Consider the following 16,655-nt stretch of genomic DNA (forward strand, 5'->3'; position numbering starts at 1 on the left):
CGATCATGTGCTTGCCACGGAAGGTGTTTTCATGGGTAAACCGCTCCGCGTTCTGATCGTTGAGGACTCCGAGGACGACGCCCTGCTCCTCATCTTCGAGTTGCGCCGCGGCAACTACGCGCCCGTCTCCAGACGGGTCGAGAGCGCCGATGCCATGCGCAAGGCGTTGGCAGAGGAAGACTGGGACCTGGTGGTCTCCGACTACGTCCTCCCCGGTTTCACCGGACTGGAGGCACTGCAGGTCCTGCGCGATTCCGGCCTGGACATCCCCTTCATCATCGTTTCCGGAAAGATAGGCGAAGACACCGCGGTGGGCGCCATGAAGGAAGGCGCCAACGACTACCTGATCAAGGGGAACACCTCGCGCCTGATCCCGGCCATCGAGCGCGAGATGCAGGAAGCGCAGGTGCGGCGCAAGAAGCGCGAGGCGGAAGCGGCGCTGGTCAGAAGCGAGCGGCGCTACAAGAGGCTGGTGGCGGCCGTTACCGATTACATCTACACCGTGACCCTCAGCGAGGGGAACGTGGTCAAGACCTCGCACGGCCCGGGCTGCCTCTCGGTAACCGGCTACAGCGACGAGGAGTATCAGAAAAACCCCTTTCTCTGGTACCAGATGATCCACGAGGAAGACCGCGCCGCCGTGACGAGCCTCACCGACGAGCTGCGGGCCGGCAAGGAGATCCCTTCGGTCGAGCACAGGATCCGGCACAAGGACGGCTCCTTGCACTGGGTCATCAACACCATCGTGCCGCGCTACAGCGAACAGGGGGAACTGATCGCCTACGACGGCCTGATCTCTGACATCTCCGAGCGCAAACAGGCCGAAGAGTCGCTGCGGGTGCAAAGCGCCGCCCTGGAGGCGGCGGCCAACGCCATCGTGATCACCGACAGCGACGGCGTCGTGCTGTCGGTCAACGAGGCGTTCACCCGGATGACCGGGTATACCCTGGAAGAATCCGTGGGGCACGATTTGAGCTTTCTGAAATCGGACCGGCAGGACCCCGAACTGTACCGGGAGCTTTGGTCGACCATCATGGGCGGGAAGATCTGGCACGGCGAGTTGGTGAACCGGCGCAAGAGCGGCGAGCTCTACCCGGAAGAACAGACCATCACGCCGGTCCTCGACCAGGACGGCCAGATCAAGCACTTCATCTGCATCAAGCAGGACATCACCGAGCGAAAGCTGGCGGAACAGGCGCTGCTGCAGAACACCAGCATGCACAAGGAGATGGAAATCGCCAGGCAGATCCAGCTCTCGCTGCTTCCTGCCGCCCCGCCTCTTTTGACCGGCATTGATTGCGCCGGCCGTTGCGTCCCGGCCAGCCACATCGGCGGCGACTACTACGACATCCTGCTTCACGGCGAGAGGCTCGACCTGGTGATCGCGGACGTCTCGGGGCACAGCGTCGGTGCTGCCCTCATCATGGTGGAGACCCGCAGCGTGCTCAGGGCCCAGATGCCGGCCCTGGACGGTCCGGCCCAGGTGGTCGCTGCCCTGAACGAAATTCTGCACGACGACCTCTCCCGCGCCGAACTCTTCATCACCATGTCCTACCTGAGCTACCACAGGACTTCCGGTAGGCTGCGCTACAGCAACGCCGGGCATCCCCCTCCCCTGCTCTACCGCCCCGCCGAGGAGCGCTTTTTCGCACTCGACGCGGAGGGGCTCATCCTGGGGGTGAACCGCAGGGTCGCCTTCGACGAGCCGGTCATACAGGTGGAAAAGGGAGACCTGCTGCTAATGTACACCGACGGCATCACCGAGACGCAGAGCCCTTCGGGGGAGCTGTTCGGGGTGCAGCGGCTGAAGGGGGTGCTGGCCCGCGAGCACCGCAAGCCTTCGGCTGCCATCATCGACGCCGTACTCGACACCCTGCGCGCCTTCACCGGCCACACCACCTTCGACGACGACATCTCGATGCTCCTGCTGAAATTCCTCCCCTGACTGACGGCACCCTCCCAGTATTACTTTTCTTGACGGCGCACTCCGTGATGGTGTAAACATACGCCATTCAATAGAAACAGGGGTGTGCAAATGGCGAAAAAGATCTTCGTTGCGGCGACCGGACAAAACTGTGGCAAGACGACCATCAGCATTTCGCTCATGCACCAGGCCAAGAAGAAGTACCAAAGGGTCGGTTTCGTGAAACCCTTCGGCCCGAAAGTCCTTCTATACGACGATTTCATGGTGGACATGGACGCCTTGCTCATGGCCAAGGCCTTCGGGCTGGAGGAGGACATCGCGCTGATGTCGCCGGTGGCGCTGTACCGGGACTTCACCAAGGACTATCTGGCGGGCAAGCTGGACGATCTCTCGCTGGCGGACTGCATCCTCGAGGCGGTGCGGGAGTTGGAGCAGAAATACGACTTTCTCATCATAGAGGGGGCGGGACATGGCGGCGTGGGTGCCGTCATCGGGCTTTCCAACGCCAAGGTGGCAAAACTGATCGGCGCACCGGTCATGATCGTGAGCGAGAGCGGTATCGGCAAGGTGATCGACGCCGTGCACCTGAACCTCGCCCTGTACGAGCGGGAAGGGGCGGACGTGAGGGGGATCATCGTGAACAAGATGATGCCCAGCAAGAAGGAGATCACCACCAAGTACCTAAAGCGCGCCTTCGAGCCGCAGATCAAGGTGATCGACGGGTTCAACTACTCGCCCATCCTCGCCAACCCGACCCTCAGTCACATCTCGAAGCTCTTCGACCTGCCTTTGCAGGGGGAGATCAACGAGAAAAGCAGGATCATCCACAACATCCAGCTCGGAGCCGCCTCCTCGCAGCGGGTGATCGACGGGTTGCTCGATTCGACCCTTATGATCGTGACCAGTTCCCGTGACGAGCTGATCGTGACCCTCTCCTCGCTGTACCACATCCCCGCGTACAAGGAGAAGATCGCGGGATTGGTGATATCGGGACATGTGCCGGTTTCCGAGGTGAGTCAGCAGATCCTGCACGACTCGCACATCCCGTACATTCGCGTCGAGGAAACCACCGCCGAGGTCTTCACCGCGCTTTCGGACGACGTCGCCAAGATCACCTATGAAGACCAGGAGAAGCTGAACTGGATCATGGCCAACGCAGAAAGGGATGTGGACTTCCAGGCGATCGACGCGCTGCTGTAAAAACAAAAACAGGGGCCAGGGGCTGAGGGAATTGTTAGATCAGTCCCCAGCCCCCAGCCCCTACTTCCTACTTCCTACTTCCTACTTCCTACTTCCTACTTCCTACTTCCTACTTCCTACTTCCTACTTCCTACTCCCTAGCCCCTGCCTTTAGATCTTGGTCCCCGGCGGCTTTGAAGGGATCTCCTGCTCCCTCTGGCACTCCACGCAGTACGCGGCGAAGGGCATCAGCTTCAGCCGCTGCAAACCGATCGGCTGGCCACATCCTTCGCACTTGCCATAGGTTCCTATCTCTACCCGCCTTTGCGCTTCCTCCAACGCGGTGAGCTGCTGTCGCCTGATATCGGCCACGGCAAGTCCGGCGTCGGACAACACGTCCAGCATGCTCTTCTCGCCGGGGTCCTGGGGTACGTCGTACTGGGCCGCCAGATTCTCCCCGGTCTGAGAAAATACATCTTCGCGCAGCTCGGCCCAAAGCCGGCGCTTGTACTCCACGAGCAGGTTCCTGAATTCAAGCTGATCGCCTTCCAGTTTTTCCGGCATCTCGTCCTCCTACAACCGGCGCCCGCCCAGGCCAACCGGCCCTTTGCCCCATGAGGGGTAATCACCGCATCAGGGAACGTCCTCGACGTCGCAGAGCGGACAAAAGAGCTCACCACTCTCCTTGTCGCGCTGGAGTTGCGAGCCGCAAAGCGCGCAGATTTCCGTCTCCTCTGTGCCGACGACCGGCCCGTCCTTCAGAATGTCCTCTTCCTCGCTTACCCTTCGCATATGGCCTCCTTTGGCGGAACTGCCGCGAAAACAGCCAAAAGTATACCTTAAAAACGCAAACGGGCTTGACCCTCCACATTAATCTCGTGGAGTAATCAAGCCCGATCCGTTTTTACCGCGCACCGTTCGTCGTGGGGATGGCTCAGCAGGCCCCTCCCAAGGGGAAGCCTGCGTCGATGCAGTCCAAAAATTCAACCACCGCCGGGTCCTGCATGCGCTCGCTCTTCACCACGACGGAGCGACGACGCGACTGCTCGAATCCCGGAACGACATGTTCGAGCAGCTGTCCGGCATCCAGCTCCCTCGCCGCTATGCTGCGCGAGACGAACGAGATACCACCTCCGGCAAGCACCGTCTCAAGCGCCAGACGGAGGTCGTCAACCACGACCACGGCTTTGAAATCCTCTACGGTACGGCCGCAGCGGGAGAGGTTAAGGTCCAACAGCCTGCGTGAGGTGCAGTCGGGTTTGCGGGCAATCAGGCAGAACTGGAAAAGCCGTTCGAGGTCCACCTCACCCGGGGGGAGTCCAAGGGATGGCGCGCTGACGAAAACCAGCTGGTCGCTCGGCAGTTCCACGATATCGAAGCCGGAAACCTCCATCGCCTCACAATGTTCAATCACCGCCAGGTCGAATTCGTTTTCCTGAAGTTCCTTCACGGCGCGGTCCAGCGAGTGGAACATGAAACGAAGGTCGACGTTGTCGGCCTTGCGGGACATGAACTTCTCCATCACCTGAGGCAGGAAACCGACCCCGAAGGTAGGCGTACAACAGATGGAGAGGCGGGTCTTCTCCCCCCTAAGCTTCAGGTCGTTGGCGAGCTGCGCCTCCAGAAGCAGTATCTGCTCGGCTCGTTGCACCACGAGCCTCCCTGCATCCGTCAACAACAACAGCTTCCCGGACCGGTCCACCAACTGGCAGCCGTAGTGGTCCTCAAGGTACTTGATGCGCTGCGAGACCGCGGACTGCGTAATCGAGAGATCGTTCGCAGCCTTGGAAAAGCTTCCCACCTGCCCTAACACCACCAGCGTTTTCAGATACTCTGTTTGCATTCAAATCGGCCTATATATAATAATCTTTATTTAGCAGTACGCTTATAGCACGCCGCACTCCGGCAAGGCAAGGTTCCTTTCAAAAAAAACAGCCGCCGCCGACGAAACCGCTCAAGTCATCGACGGAATTTCCACACAGCTTGTACGGAAATCATGAAGGCATGAAAAAGCCGGGTGCAGGGCTGCATCCGGCTCCGTTGGCAGGCGTACGGGGGAGGAAGGGAGTGTCAGATCTCCTGGTACTCGATCTCCTCACCCAGGTAGTTGCGCACGAAAAGGCGGCTGCCGTCCGCGCTGAACCGGGCCGATGAGACCTCCACCTTGCCTTTCCCGCCTGGCAGATCGATGACGTAATGCGGTACGGCGAGGCCCGAGGTATGGCCGCGCAGGGCCGCCATTACCGCGATGCCGTCCGCGACCCGGGTCCGGAAATGGGCGGTGCCCCGGACCAGGTCCATCTGGTGGATGTAGTAAGGACGCACCCGGATGGCCAGGAGGCGCTGCATCAGCTCGCGCATCACCTGGGGCTCGTCGTTCACACCCTTGAGGAGCACGCTCTGGTTGCCAAGCTGGATGCCGGCGTCGGCAAGCCGCGCACAGGCCCGGGCCGACTGCTCGGTGATCTCGCGAGGGTGGTTGAAGTGGGTATTGATGTAGAGCGGCTGGTGGCGCTTCAGCATGCGTGCGAGACGCGCCGTGATCCGCTCCGGGAGGGTAACCGGCACGCGGGTGCCGATCCTGATGATCTCGACGTGGGGGATGCGGCGCAAGGCGGTCAGTATCTGCTCCAGACGGTCGTCGGAGAGGAGCAGCGGATCGCCGCCGGAGAGAATCACGTCCCGGATCTGCGGTTGCGAGCCGATATAGGCCACCGCCTCGTCCACCGGCGCCGGGCTCATCCCCTGGCACCCCACCCCCCGCTTTCTCATGCAGAAGCGGCAGTAGACGGCGCAGGCAGTGGAGACCAGGAACACCACCCGGTCCGGGTAGCGGTGGATCAGGCCGGGCACCGGCGAGAGACGTTCCTCGTCCAGGGGATCGGGGGACTGGGTCAGGTCGTGCATTTCGGCCGGGTCCGGGACGCACTGGCGCCAGATGGGGTCTCCCGGCTCGCGGATCAGTCCGAGGTAGTACGGGGTGATCCGCATCGGGTAGCGCCGCACCACCTCGGCGAGATCCGCCCCCTGCACATGAAAAAGCCCGGCAAGTTCCTCCGGGCTGGTGATGCATCTCTTGAGGCTGTGTTCCCAGGCTTCCATCAGACCTCGAGGGCCCCGATCAGCGAGCGGACGCTTTCGATGCCGTGCTCGACCAGGTACTGTTCCATCTCCTGCGCGATCCTCTGCGCGGCGGAAGGATCGAGAAAGCTCGCGGTACCCACCTGGATGGCGGTGGCGCCGGCCAGCATGAACTCGAGGGCATCCCTGCCGTTCATGATGCCGCCGATGCCGATGAGGGGCAGCTTGACCGCCTTGGCCACCTGCCAGACCATCCTGAGCGCCACCGGTTTTATGGCGGGACCGGAGAGGCCGCCGGTGACGTTGGCCAGTACCGGGCGGCGGCGCTCCAGGTCGATGGCCATGCCGGTCAGGGTGTTGATGAGCGATAGCGCGTCGGCGCCGGCATCGGCGCACGCCTTGGCCATGACAACCACGTCGGTCACGTTGGGGGAGAGCTTCACGATGAGCGGCTTGGAGGTGTTCCTCTTGACCAGCGAAACGACCTCCTGGGCGGCGCCCGGGTCGGTGCCGAACACGATCCCGCCCTGCTTCACGTTGGGGCAGGAGATGTTCACCTCGATGCCGGCCACGCCGGCCAGGCCGTCCAGGCGGCTCGCCACCTCGCCGTACTCCTCGAGGGTATTGCCGTAGAGGTTGGCTATCACCGGCGTGTTCACGTTTTTCAGGTAGGGGAGCTTCTGCTCGATGAAGGCGTCTATCCCCACGTTCTGCAGGCCGATCGCGTTCAGCATCCCTCCCGGCGTCTCAACGATGCGCGGGGTCGGGTTGCCGGCCTTGGGCTTCAGGGAGAGCCCCTTGGTCACCATGGCGCCGATGCTCTCCAGATCGAGGTAGTCGGCGAACTCGGCGCCGTAGCCGAAGGTGCCGGAAGCGGTCATCACGGGGTTGCGCATCGGGATCCCGGCGAGGACCACGGACATGTCAGGTCGTTGCATTGCTAACTCCATTGCAGTTCAAAGCTGTCGAAGACGGGACCGTCCTTGCAGACGCAGCGGTAGTCGGGGGTCTCGTCGGTGTGATTGGCCCCCTTCATGACGCAGCCAAGGCAGGCGCCCACGCCGCAGGCCATGTACGCCTCCATGGAAACCTGGCAGGGGACGCCGTGCTTTTGGGACATCTTGGCCACCGCGTTCAGCATCGGCGTCGGGCCGCAGGCGAAGATGCGCATGCCGGAGGAAAGGTGGCGCTCCAGCACCTGGGTGACGAAACCGCGTTCGCCCAGGGTGCCGTCGTCGGTCGCCACGTAGGTCTCGACGCCGAGCCTCTCGAATTCGGTGATGCAGAGGACGTCGTCGCGGTTGCGTCCCCCGGCGAACAGGCGCACCTTTTCGCCGCGCTCCTTCAGCTCCTTGGCGAGGTAATAAAGCGGCGCGAGCCCAACGCCGCCTCCCACCAGCACCTTCTCCTCACCGGCAGGTCCCATCTGGAACCCCTTGCCCAGCGGGACCAGGAGGTCGACCAGGTCGCCGTGGTGCAGCGCGGAAAGGAGCTTGGTCCCCTTTCCCACCACCTTGTACAGGATCTCGCAGTAGACCTGCGCGCCGCAGCCGGCGTATTCGGGAACGAAGCTCCCCACGTCGAAGAGCCCGAAGGGGCGTCTAAGCAGGGGGTCGATGGCGTCGTTCACCTTGAGCATGACGAACTGCCCGGGCACCGCGGAGGCGAGCTCCTGGGGGGCCGTCATCCTCATCCTGAAGTAGTTGGGTGACACCTCGACGTTGGAGATAACCATGGATTTAAACTGCATCGCATTCCTCTACTTGAGCTATGGATAGGTCCATCAGAATGGCGTCGTCGCCATTTTCGTAGTAATTCCTGCGGCGCCCCACCTCGGCAAAGCCCAGACGCCGGTACAGCGAGATCGCCTCGTGGTTGCCCACCCGCACTTCCAGGCAGAGCAAGGCGAGCTTCCGCTCCCGGCAGAAGGCGACAGCCCAGTCGACCAGCGCGCGTCCGATCCCGCCTCCCCTGGCCCCAGGGTCTACGGCGACATCGAGGATCTCGGCCTCGTCCAGCACCTGCTTCAGGCAGAGGTAGCCGGCGACCTTCCCGGCGCCGGTCACGGCGACCACCGGGTGGCTGCCGGGGCTTTCCATCTCGTCCAGGAAATGGCGCCGGGTCCAGGGGCGGGGGAACGAGGCGGACTCGATTTCGAGGACGCTGTCTAAGTCCTCGTCACACATGGGACGCAGTGTTATTTTCTTCCCCAAGGCTGACACAGCAAGGCATATTATGCAAAGCACCAGTCGAAGTAAACAATTTTTTCACTTTGACTTTTACTGGGGAATGGGATAGATTTCTCCTTTAATTTATTGGAGGTTTCACCTTGAAAGAGAAGAAAATCACATATAAAGACGCCGGTGTAGACATAGACGCTGGCAACACTTTCGTCAAGATGATCAAGCCGTTGGTCAAGGCCACTTCCCGTCCGGAAGTCCTTGCCGACATCGGCGGTTTTGGCGGTCTCTTCTCGTTGAACACTGGCAAGTACAAACATCCCGTGCTCGTCTCCGGCACCGACGGTGTCGGCACCAAGCTGAAACTTGCCTTCCTCGCCGACCGTCATGACACCATCGGCATCGACCTGGTAGCGATGTGCGTCAACGACATCATTGTGCAGGGCGCCGAGCCCCTCTTCTTCCTGGACTACCTGGCCACCGCCAAGCTCGACCCCGCCAAGGGTGCCTCCATCATCAAGGGTGTCTCCGAGGGTTGCGTCCAGGCAGGCTGCGCCCTGATCGGCGGAGAAACCGCAGAGATGCCCGGCTTCTACACCGGCGACGAGTACGACATGGCCGGCTTCGCGGTCGGCGTGGTGGAGCGCGAGAAGATCATCGACGGCTCCTCCATCACCGTGGGCAACAAGCTGATCGGCCTCACCTCCTCCGGCCTGCACTCCAACGGCTACTCCCTGGCCAGAAAGGTCATCCTGGAGCACATGGGGCTGAACATCAACGACGAGATTCCCGGCCTGGGCAAGACCGTCGCCGAGGAACTCCTCACCCCGACGCGCATCTACGTCCGTTCCGTCCTGAACCTGCTTCGGGACTTCAACATCAGCGGCCTCGCCCACATCACCGGCGGCGGGCTCCTGGAGAACGTCCCCCGCGTCCTTCCCAACGGCTGCAAGGCCGTGATCAAGAAGGACAGCTGGGAGATCCCCGAGATCTTCAAGATCATCGAGAAAGGCGGCAACATCGAGGAGAACGAGATGTTCCGTACCTTCAACTGCGGCATCGGCATGGTCCTGGTGGTCCCTGAGAACGAGGCCGACGACATCATGATCAGGCTCACCGGGCTCAACGAGACCGCTTTCGTCATCGGCGATGTCGTCAAGTGCGACGCCGGCAAGGAGTGCGTGGAGCTGGTCTGATCCGCGCGGAGCCTTTATGGGAAATGAGCTCAAGATAGGGGTACTGATCTCCGGCAGCGGCAGCAACCTGCAGTCGATCATGGACGCCTGCGCCAAGGGCACCATCAACGGTCGCGTGGTCTGCGTGATCAGCAACAAGGCGGACGCCTTCGGCCTGGAGCGGGCCAGGAAGGCCGGCATCCCGGCTCTGCATCTGGACCACCGCGCCTACACAGGCCGCGAGGCGTACGACGAGGCACTGGTGGCAACCCTGCGCGAGTTCGACGTGGACCTGGTGGTGCTGGCGGGCTTCATGCGCATCATCACCTCGGTGCTTTTGGACGCCTTCCCGATGCGCGTCATGAACATCCATCCGGCGCTGCTCCCCGCCTTCCCCGGGCTGCACGCCCAACGCCAAGCCCTGGAATACGGCGCCAAGGTCGCCGGTTGCACCGTCCACTTCGTGGACTGCGGCACCGACACCGGGCCGATCATCATCCAGGCTGCGGTGCCGATTCTCGCGGGGGACACCGAGGAGAGCCTGTGTGCCCGCATCCAGAAGGAAGAGCACCGCATCTACCCCGAGGCGGTCCGCCTCTTCTCAGAAGGGCTTTTGCAGGTCGACGGCAGGGTGGTCACCGTCTCGGCCTGACCACGAAACAACATAGCAAAATCAGAACCCCCTCCTGCGCGAGGGGGTTTTTCTTTGCCCGCACCAAGCCCTCCCCGTGCCTCTTTCCCGTGGCGCCTTAGCGATGTTTCTGCTATAACCACGCCCATGCCCATTCATCACCTCGCCAGATTGCTGCTGTTCGCCCTGCTCACCGTCCTTTTGTGCGGCTGCTCCATCTCCCAGGCCCTGCGGGTCCGGGACCGCACCACCGTAGACGTAGACAGCATGATCGCCGATATCTCGGACGCGCCGGTGATCTTTCTAGGCGAAAGGCACGACGAGCCTGCACATCACGATCTGCAGTTGCGGGTGCTCAAGGCTTTGCAGGCTCAAGGAAGGGATATTGCCATCGGCATGGAGATGTTCGAGAGCGTGAGCCAGCCCGCACTTGATGCGTGGAGCGCCGGAAGGGTGCCGGAAGAGGCCTTTCGCAAGGTGTACCAGTGGAGTTGGCGCCACATCCCCTGGGGCATGTACAGCGACATCTTTTTCTTTGCCCGTGACAACCACATCCCCATCGTGGCGCTGAACGCGCCGCGCGGCATCGTCCAGAACGTCGCGCAGCGCGGCTTCGGCTCCCTAAAAGCCGCCGAGCTCGCGGACCTGCCGCCCGATGTCGACGCGAGGGTGACCGACCAGTTCCTAAACTTCATGCGGGGATCCTTCCCAAGCCACGGCCGAAGCGGCGACGCATTCCGGCACATCGCCGAGGCGCAGATGCTGCGCAACATGGTGATGGCCAGGCGCATATACGACTATCTCGCAGCGCACCCGAAAAAGGTAATGGTCGTGATCGCTGGGGGTGGGCACGCGCGTGGGGGCGGCGGGGTTCCAGCCGAATTGAGGGGAAACCAGAACTACAGGATTGTGCTCCCGCCGGTTCCGCCGTTGGACGAGGAGAGCGTTACCCCCGAGGACGCGGATTACCTGCTGGTGGAGCGGTTCTGAGCGGGGAATTCGGGTGGCGTGTCAGAGCTGCTGCTCCAGTTGCTGGTCCAGCGAGTAGAGCCATGCCAGCAACTCGGCGACGGCCTGGTACAGTCCCGGCGGGATTTCCGCGTCGAGATCGATCTGCATCAGCATGGCGACCAGTTCGGGGGACTGGTGCACGTACACGCCGTGCTCCTTGGCGAGCGAGATGATCGCCTCCGCGCTGATGCCGGCCCCCTTGGCGATGACCCTGGGGGCACCCGCCTCGTCGGGGTTGTAGGCCATGGCGACCGCGCGCTTCATGTCCGAGCTCTTCTTAGCCATCCTTGGCCGCCATCTTGTTCAGGTGCAGTCCCTGTGAGGCAAGCGAGGTTCTCAGTTCGCCGCTCCCTTGACGCAAAAGCTCGGAAGCGCCGGGACGATCACAGACCAGCTCCACGTTGATCCCTTCTGGGGTGAAACGCAAGTGCGCCTTCACCCCCCCAAGGCGCGGCAGTTCCAGCGCCAGGTTCGCCTCGATCCCCTGCTCCCACTGCTCGGCGCCCCCTTCCCCTATTACCAGCCTCATCTCCTGTCCGGGCCAGGCCTCCCCCTGCCAAGCCAGCACGCCGGTGTTCAGCAGGTGGAGCTGTTCCTTGATGAGCGGCAGGGTGCGGCCGTCGGCGATGGCGCCACCGGCCGTCTCCTCTCCGGCCGAGCCCCCTTCCCTTTCCGACAACATGCGGGAAAGCTTCCCCTGGGGTTCCTTGAGCAGCTCTTTGAGGGGTAGCCCCCCGAGAGCCCACTGGGCCAGGTGCGATTCGTAGAAGAGGCCGTTCTGGGTAAGGCTCGTCTTCAGCCTTCCGGCAAGTTGGGCTGCGGCCTGCTCCGGGTGCTCGACCAGCGGCTCCTGCGCAGACGGCAGCACGGGCGCGTTCTGCACTACGTCCGCGAGCCACTTCCCCATGGAGCTCAGCTGCACCGACTCGGTCTGGGGGCGCAGCATCTGGAAGGTCACGCGGGGATCCGCGGTCACGAAGGTCAGCTCCAGGGTTTCCCCCGGCTGCACGTTGAGCGGGATCTCCAGCTTATAAAGCTCTCCAGCCACCCGCGCCAGGTACAAGTTGTTGGGAAGGTTGGCGATGATCTCGGCCTTGACCTGCTGCCCCGGGTTGAGCTGCAACAGGGAGCTGGCGCGCTCCTGCACGTCGGCGGTCGGAGTCACCGCCGTCTTGGCCAGGATGGTCAGAACCTGCTTTTGAGTTTCGTCGTTGATCAACATGCCGCGTCCCCAGCAACGACCGTAAACAGCTCTACAGCTCTACAGCTCTACGTTCTACAGCTCTACGTTCTACGTTCCAAACTCCAGGAACGATCACAGCCCGGGCTGCATCGCCGGCGCCTTCCTCCCGAAAAACGCCCTGCCCCTCTGCACGGCCCGGTCCAGGTAGTAGTAGACCACCGGCGTTATGTAGAGCGTCAAAAGCTGCGACACCAGGAGCCCCCCCACTACCGCAAGGCCGAGCGGCCTTCTCCCTTCCGAGCTCGCCCCGATGGCGAGCGCGATGGGGAGGGTCCCCATGAGTGCCGCCATGGTGGTCATCATGATAGGGCGGAAACGGACCAGGCACCCCTGGTGGATCGCCTCCATCGGGCTCTTCCCCTCGCGCCTCTGGGCGTCGAGCGCGAAGTCGATCATCATGATGGCGTTCTTCTTCACGATCCCCACCAGCATGATGATGCCAACGAAGGCGTACAGGTCCAGCTCCTTGTGAAACAGCATCAGCGTCAGCAGCGCGCCGAGCCCGGCCGAAGGGAGCCCGGACAGGATGGTGATCGGGTGCACGTAGCTCTCGTACAGGATCCCGAGCACCAGGTAGATCACCACAACGGCCGCCAGCAAAAGGAGAGTCAACCCCTTGGTCGAGGACTGGAAGGCCTGGGCCGCGCCCTGGAAGCCGGTGTTGATTCCCGGGGGGAGCGTGCTCGCCGCCAGCTTCTCGACCGCCTCCACCGCCTCCCCCAGGGGAACCCCCGGCTTCACGTTGAAGGAGACGGTGACGCTGGTGATCTGCCCCAGGTGGTTCACCGACAAAGGCCCCAGCGACTTGGTGAGCGTGGTCATGGTCGAGAGCGGCACCAGCGCGCCCGACGACGACCTGACGTAGAGCAGCCCCAGGGCCGACGGGTCGAGACGGTACTGCGGCTCCAGTTCCAGGATCACCTGGTACTGGTTGGTCGGGGCGAAGATGGTGGAGACCTGCCTGGAGCCGTAGGCGTAATAAAGCGCGTCCTCGATCTGCTGCGCCGTGACCCCGAGCGCCGTAGCCTTGTCCCGGTCGATGTTCAGGTCGACCTGTGGGTTCTTGAGCTGCAGGTCGCTGGTCACGTCGAGCAGCTGCGGCACCTGCTTCAGCTTCTGCTCGAAGGCGGCAGCGCTGTCGTAGAGGAGCTGGGTCTCGGGGCTTTGCAGCACGAACTGGTACTGGCTCTTCGAGAGCTGTGCCTCAAGCCTGATCGGCGGCGGGTTCTGCATGAAGCTCTGGATCCCCGGCACCTCGGCCAGCTTCGGGCGCAACTGCTGGATCACCTGGTCGACCGTTTCCTTTCTCTCACTTCTCGGCTTTAGCGTGACAAACATGAAGCCGGAATTGGAGCCGACCCGGGAACCCGAGGCGCCGACCGTGGACATGAATCCCTTGATGTTGGGGTTGGCCGCGATCCTCTTGGCGAGTTCCTGCTGGTGGGTGACCATCTCCTCGAATGAGGCCCCCTGCGCCCCCTCGGTGGTGCAGTAGAAGGAGTCCAGGTCCTCGCTGGGGAGAAGCCCCATCGGCATCACCTTGAAGAGATAGACCGTGACCGCGGTCATGATCAGCGTGACGGCGAGGGTGGCACGGCGGTGTTTGAGGACCGCGCTGAGTGTCCTGCTGTAGGCGGCAAGCATGGCGTCGAAGCAGCGCTCCAGGAGGAGGTACAGCCTGCCGTGGTGCTCCTCGGCGGGCGGGTGCAGAAACCGGCTGCAGAGCATGGGAGTGAGGGTCAGGGAGACCACGCCGGAGATAAGGATGGCGCAGGTTATGGTGACGGCGAACTCGTGCAGAAGCCGCCCCAGCATCCCGCCCATGAAGAGCACCGGAATGAACACGGCCACCAGCGAGATGGTCATGGAGACGATGGTGAAGCCGATCTCCTTCGCCCCCTTCAAGGCGGCCTCCATGGGGCGCTCCCCCTGCTCCATGTGGCGCACGATGTTTTCCAGCATGACGATGGCGTCGTCCACCACGAACCCGACCGAGAGGGTGAGCGCCATCAGGGTGATGTTGTTCACCGAGAAATGCAGGGCGTACATCGCGGCGAAGGTGCCGATGAGCGAGATGGGGAGCGCTAGGCTCGGTATCACCGTGGCGGAGAGGTTCCTGAGGAACAGGAAGATCACCATGATCACCAGCGCGATGGTGAGCACCAGGGTGAACTTGACGTCGGCCACGGAGTGCCGGATGGCCTGGGAGCGGTCGTAGAGCTCGTGCAGGGTGACCGCGCCGGGCAGTTGGTCGCGGAATCCGGGGAGGAGTTTCTTGATGGAATCCACCACCTCGATGGTGTTGGTGCCCGGCTGTCGCTGCACGGCGAGGATGATGGCACGCTCGCTGCCGTTGAACCAGGCGGCGAGCTTGTCGTTCTCAACCGAGTCGATCACGCTGCCGAGGTCGGACAGCCGCACAGGGGAGCCGCCGCGGTAGGCGACGATCAGCGGGCGGTACGCGGCCGCGTCGAGAAGCTCCCCCTGTGACTGTATGGAGAACGACTTGCTGGAGTCCTGCAGGGTGCCCGTGGGGAGGTTAACGTTGCCGCCGGAGAGCGCCTGCGACACCTCGTCGATGCCGATCTTCCGGGAAGCAAGCGCCATCGGGTTCAGCCGCGCCCGGACCGCGTACTTCTGAGGGCCATAGATCTGCACCTGGGCCACACCGCTCACCATGGAGATACGCTGTGCGATCATGGTGTCGGCGTACTCGTTCACCCGGGACAGCGGCAGCGTCTTCGAACTGAGCACCAGGTAGAGCACCGGCTGGTCGGCCGGGTTCACCTTCTGGTAGGAGGGGGGGGCCGGCATGTCCTGGGGGAGCTGCCGGCTCGCCTTGGTGATGGCGGACTGCACGTCCTGCGCCGCCGCGTCGATGTCACGCTCCAGCGCGAAGCGCAGCGTGATGCGGGTGACGCCCTGGCCGCTGGTGGAGTTCATGGTGTCGATGCCGGCGATGGTGGAGAGCTGGCGCTCCAGGGGGGTCGCGACCGCGCTGGCCATGGTCTCCGGACTTGCCCCCGGGAGGTTCGCGGTGACCTGGATGGTGGGGTAATCGACGTTGGGGAGATCGTTCACCGGGAGCATCTGGTAGCCGATCAGGCCCGCGAGCACGATGGCGAGCATGACCAGGCTGGTCATCACCGGCCGCCGGATGAAGAGTTCCGCAAGGTTCATGAGGGTGCCCCGCCCTTGACGGCCACTTTCCCTCCCGGTACCAATTTCACCTGCCCGTCAGTCACCACCGTGTCGCCGGGAACGAGCCCCTTCTCGATCAAGGTCAGGCCGTCGAGGGAAGGACCGGTGCTGACCGGCCGCACCTCCGCCGTGGAGTCGGGCTTGACGAGGTAGACGAATTCACCCTGCTGCCCGGTCTGGACGGCGCGGGTGGGGACGACGGTCGCCCCCTTCCTGGTGTCGAGGGTGATGGCGACGTTGACGAACTGCCCTGGCCAGAGCGTTTTGCGGGCGTTGGCGAAGGTGGCCTTCACCTTGATGGTGCCGGTGGCGGGATCGACCCCGTTGTCCAGGAAGGTCACCGTCCCCTGCTCCGCGACGGCGCTCCCGGCGACGCGGGCCTGGACAGGGAGTTTGCCGCCGATCCTCCCCTTGATGGTGGCCAGATCCTTTTCCGGCAGGGCGAAGGTGACGTAGAGCGGCGCGATCTGGTTGATAGTGACCAGCGCGGTGTCGTTCTCCTTGACCAGGTTGCCGGGGTGGGTGGTAAGGCCGCCGGTGCGCCCGGCCATGGGGGAACGGATGAAACAGTACTCCAACTGGAGCTTGGCGTTGTCGACCGCGGCGCGCAGCGAGGCGACCGAGGCGGCGAGGGAGTCGGCGTTGGCCTGGAGCTGGTCGTACTGCTCGCGGGTGACGATCCCCTCCTGCCAGAGCGCGGCGTACCGTTTCGCCTGCTCCCTGGCGTTGTTGGCGCTGGCAAGATCACGGGCCAGGTTTGCCTGGGCCTGCGCCAGCGAGGCCTGGAAGGGGCGCGGGTCCACGGTGAACAGAAGCGCCCCCTTGGCGACGTCGTCCCCTTCCTTGAACTGCACCCCGGTGATCATGCCGGCGACGCGGGACTTGAGCGCCACGGTGGCGTAAGCTTCGACGTTGCCGATGGCGCGCAACTCGATGGGAACGTCTTTTTGGGAGGCTCGGGCCACGGCAACCGGCGCGGGAGCTTTCGTTTTGGGTTTCTCTGTCTTGCTGGAGCAGCCTGCGCCGAATA

16 protein-coding genes are annotated in these 16,655 nt (G+C 63.1%); 5 read left to right on the top strand and 11 right to left on the bottom strand.

Going from position 1 to position 16,655, the window contains the following annotated elements:
* Positions 1-31 precede the first annotated feature (31 nt).
* Positions 32-1,945, top strand: a complete 1,914-nt coding sequence (locus KP003_RS10365; protein ID WP_217300673.1) for a SpoIIE family protein phosphatase — start codon at positions 32-34, stop codon at positions 1,943-1,945.
* A 90-nt stretch (positions 1,946-2,035) separates the two neighbouring features.
* Positions 2,036-3,124 (top strand): dethiobiotin synthase, encoded by a 1,089-nt coding sequence (locus tag KP003_RS10370; protein ID WP_216498999.1) that lies wholly within the window; start codon positions 2,036-2,038, stop codon positions 3,122-3,124.
* A 150-nt stretch (positions 3,125-3,274) separates the two neighbouring features.
* Here the strand turns inward: KP003_RS10370 and KP003_RS10375 are convergent, their stop codons facing one another.
* The 7 genes from KP003_RS10375 to rimI form a co-directional block, all read right to left on the bottom strand.
* Positions 3,275-3,667: a TraR/DksA family transcriptional regulator gene (locus tag KP003_RS10375; protein ID WP_216791842.1), complete on the bottom strand. Its 393-nt coding sequence runs from the start codon at positions 3,665-3,667 to the stop codon at positions 3,275-3,277.
* A 69-nt stretch (positions 3,668-3,736) separates the two neighbouring features.
* On the bottom strand, positions 3,737-3,895 hold the full coding sequence (locus KP003_RS10380; RefSeq protein WP_217300674.1) for a hypothetical protein: 159 nt from the start codon (positions 3,893-3,895) through the stop codon (positions 3,737-3,739).
* 142 nt (positions 3,896-4,037) lie between these two features.
* Positions 4,038-4,946, bottom strand: a complete 909-nt coding sequence (locus KP003_RS10385) for a LysR family transcriptional regulator (protein WP_217300675.1) — start codon at positions 4,944-4,946, stop codon at positions 4,038-4,040.
* A 227-nt stretch (positions 4,947-5,173) separates the two neighbouring features.
* Positions 5,174-6,205, bottom strand: coding sequence for a KamA family radical SAM protein (locus KP003_RS10390; protein WP_217300676.1), 1,032 nt, complete (start codon positions 6,203-6,205; stop codon positions 5,174-5,176).
* Entirely contained in the window at positions 6,205-7,122 is a 918-nt protein-coding gene (locus KP003_RS10395) for a dihydroorotate dehydrogenase (protein ID WP_216791847.1), read from the bottom strand. The genes KP003_RS10390 and KP003_RS10395 overlap by 1 nt, the downstream gene beginning before the upstream one ends.
* Before the next feature lie 2 nt (positions 7,123-7,124).
* Entirely contained in the window at positions 7,125-7,934 is an 810-nt protein-coding gene (locus KP003_RS10400; protein ID WP_216791848.1) for a dihydroorotate dehydrogenase electron transfer subunit, read from the bottom strand.
* Entirely contained in the window at positions 7,924-8,406 is a 483-nt protein-coding gene (rimI, locus tag KP003_RS10405) for a ribosomal protein S18-alanine N-acetyltransferase (protein ID WP_239027651.1), read from the bottom strand. The genes KP003_RS10400 and rimI overlap by 11 nt, the downstream gene beginning before the upstream one ends.
* A gap of 107 nt (positions 8,407-8,513) precedes the next feature.
* On the opposite strand from rimI, the gene purM reads away from it, so the two are divergent.
* The 3 genes from purM (at position 8,514) to KP003_RS10420 (ending at position 11,160) form a co-directional block, all read left to right on the top strand.
* Positions 8,514-9,560 carry a phosphoribosylformylglycinamidine cyclo-ligase gene (gene purM, locus KP003_RS10410; protein ID WP_216499007.1) on the top strand — a complete coding sequence of 349 codons (1,047 nt, stop codon included), beginning with the start codon at positions 8,514-8,516 and terminating at the stop codon, positions 9,558-9,560.
* A gap of 16 nt (positions 9,561-9,576) precedes the next feature.
* Complete coding sequence (gene purN / locus KP003_RS10415; protein ID WP_216499008.1) at positions 9,577-10,191, top strand: phosphoribosylglycinamide formyltransferase; 615 nt, start codon at positions 9,577-9,579, stop codon at positions 10,189-10,191.
* Between the two features lie 126 nt (positions 10,192-10,317).
* On the top strand, positions 10,318-11,160 hold the full coding sequence (locus tag KP003_RS10420; RefSeq protein ID WP_216791850.1) for a ChaN family lipoprotein: 843 nt from the start codon (positions 10,318-10,320) through the stop codon (positions 11,158-11,160).
* A gap of 21 nt (positions 11,161-11,181) precedes the next feature.
* On the opposite strand, the gene KP003_RS10425 is transcribed toward KP003_RS10420, so the two are convergent.
* The 4 genes from KP003_RS10425 to KP003_RS10440 form a co-directional block, all read right to left on the bottom strand.
* Positions 11,182-11,466, bottom strand: coding sequence for an EscU/YscU/HrcU family type III secretion system export apparatus switch protein (locus tag KP003_RS10425; RefSeq protein WP_216791852.1), 285 nt, complete (start codon positions 11,464-11,466; stop codon positions 11,182-11,184).
* Positions 11,459-12,403: a flagellar hook-length control protein FliK gene (fliK, locus tag KP003_RS10430; protein WP_216791854.1), complete on the bottom strand. Its 945-nt coding sequence runs from the start codon at positions 12,401-12,403 to the stop codon at positions 11,459-11,461. The genes KP003_RS10425 and fliK overlap by 8 nt, the downstream gene beginning before the upstream one ends.
* A gap of 93 nt (positions 12,404-12,496) precedes the next feature.
* Positions 12,497-15,604, bottom strand: a complete 3,108-nt coding sequence (locus KP003_RS10435; protein WP_216791856.1) for an efflux RND transporter permease subunit — start codon at positions 15,602-15,604, stop codon at positions 12,497-12,499.
* A complete protein-coding gene (locus KP003_RS10440) occupies positions 15,601-16,590 on the bottom strand; it encodes an efflux RND transporter periplasmic adaptor subunit (protein WP_216791857.1) in 990 nt (329 codons plus the stop codon). The genes KP003_RS10435 and KP003_RS10440 overlap by 4 nt, the downstream gene beginning before the upstream one ends.
* Positions 16,591-16,655 lie beyond the last annotated feature (65 nt).

The organism is Geomonas diazotrophica (assembly GCF_019063885.1).
GTDB lineage: Bacteria > Desulfobacterota > Desulfuromonadia > Geobacterales > Geobacteraceae > Geomonas > Geomonas diazotrophica.

What these genes read in the sequence shown, in the direction of transcription:
- KP003_RS10390 (WP_217300676.1), bottom strand. Translation starts at nt 6,205, where the DNA reads ATGGAAGCCTGGGAACACAGCCTCAAGAGATGCATCACCAGCCCGGAG.
- KP003_RS10370 (WP_216498999.1), top strand. Translation starts at nt 2,036, where the DNA reads ATGGCGAAAAAGATCTTCGTTGCGGCGACCGGACAAAACTGTGGCAAG.
- KP003_RS10385 (WP_217300675.1), bottom strand. Translation starts at nt 4,946, where the DNA reads ATGCAAACAGAGTATCTGAAAACGCTGGTGGTGTTAGGGCAGGTGGGA.
- KP003_RS10425 (WP_216791852.1), bottom strand. Translation starts at nt 11,466, where the DNA reads ATGGCTAAGAAGAGCTCGGACATGAAGCGCGCGGTCGCCATGGCCTAC.
- KP003_RS10420 (WP_216791850.1), top strand. Translation starts at nt 10,318, where the DNA reads ATGCCCATTCATCACCTCGCCAGATTGCTGCTGTTCGCCCTGCTCACC.
- fliK (WP_216791854.1), bottom strand. Translation starts at nt 12,403, where the DNA reads ATGTTGATCAACGACGAAACTCAAAAGCAGGTTCTGACCATCCTGGCC.
- KP003_RS10400 (WP_216791848.1), bottom strand. Translation starts at nt 7,934, where the DNA reads ATGCAGTTTAAATCCATGGTTATCTCCAACGTCGAGGTGTCACCCAAC.
- KP003_RS10375 (WP_216791842.1), bottom strand. Translation starts at nt 3,667, where the DNA reads ATGCCGGAAAAACTGGAAGGCGATCAGCTTGAATTCAGGAACCTGCTC.
- KP003_RS10395 (WP_216791847.1), bottom strand. Translation starts at nt 7,122, where the DNA reads ATGCAACGACCTGACATGTCCGTGGTCCTCGCCGGGATCCCGATGCGC.
- purN (WP_216499008.1), top strand. Translation starts at nt 9,577, where the DNA reads ATGGGAAATGAGCTCAAGATAGGGGTACTGATCTCCGGCAGCGGCAGC.
- KP003_RS10380 (WP_217300674.1), bottom strand. Translation starts at nt 3,895, where the DNA reads ATGCGAAGGGTAAGCGAGGAAGAGGACATTCTGAAGGACGGGCCGGTC.
- KP003_RS10365 (WP_217300673.1), top strand. Translation starts at nt 32, where the DNA reads ATGGGTAAACCGCTCCGCGTTCTGATCGTTGAGGACTCCGAGGACGAC.
- KP003_RS10435 (WP_216791856.1), bottom strand. Translation starts at nt 15,604, where the DNA reads ATGAACCTTGCGGAACTCTTCATCCGGCGGCCGGTGATGACCAGCCTG.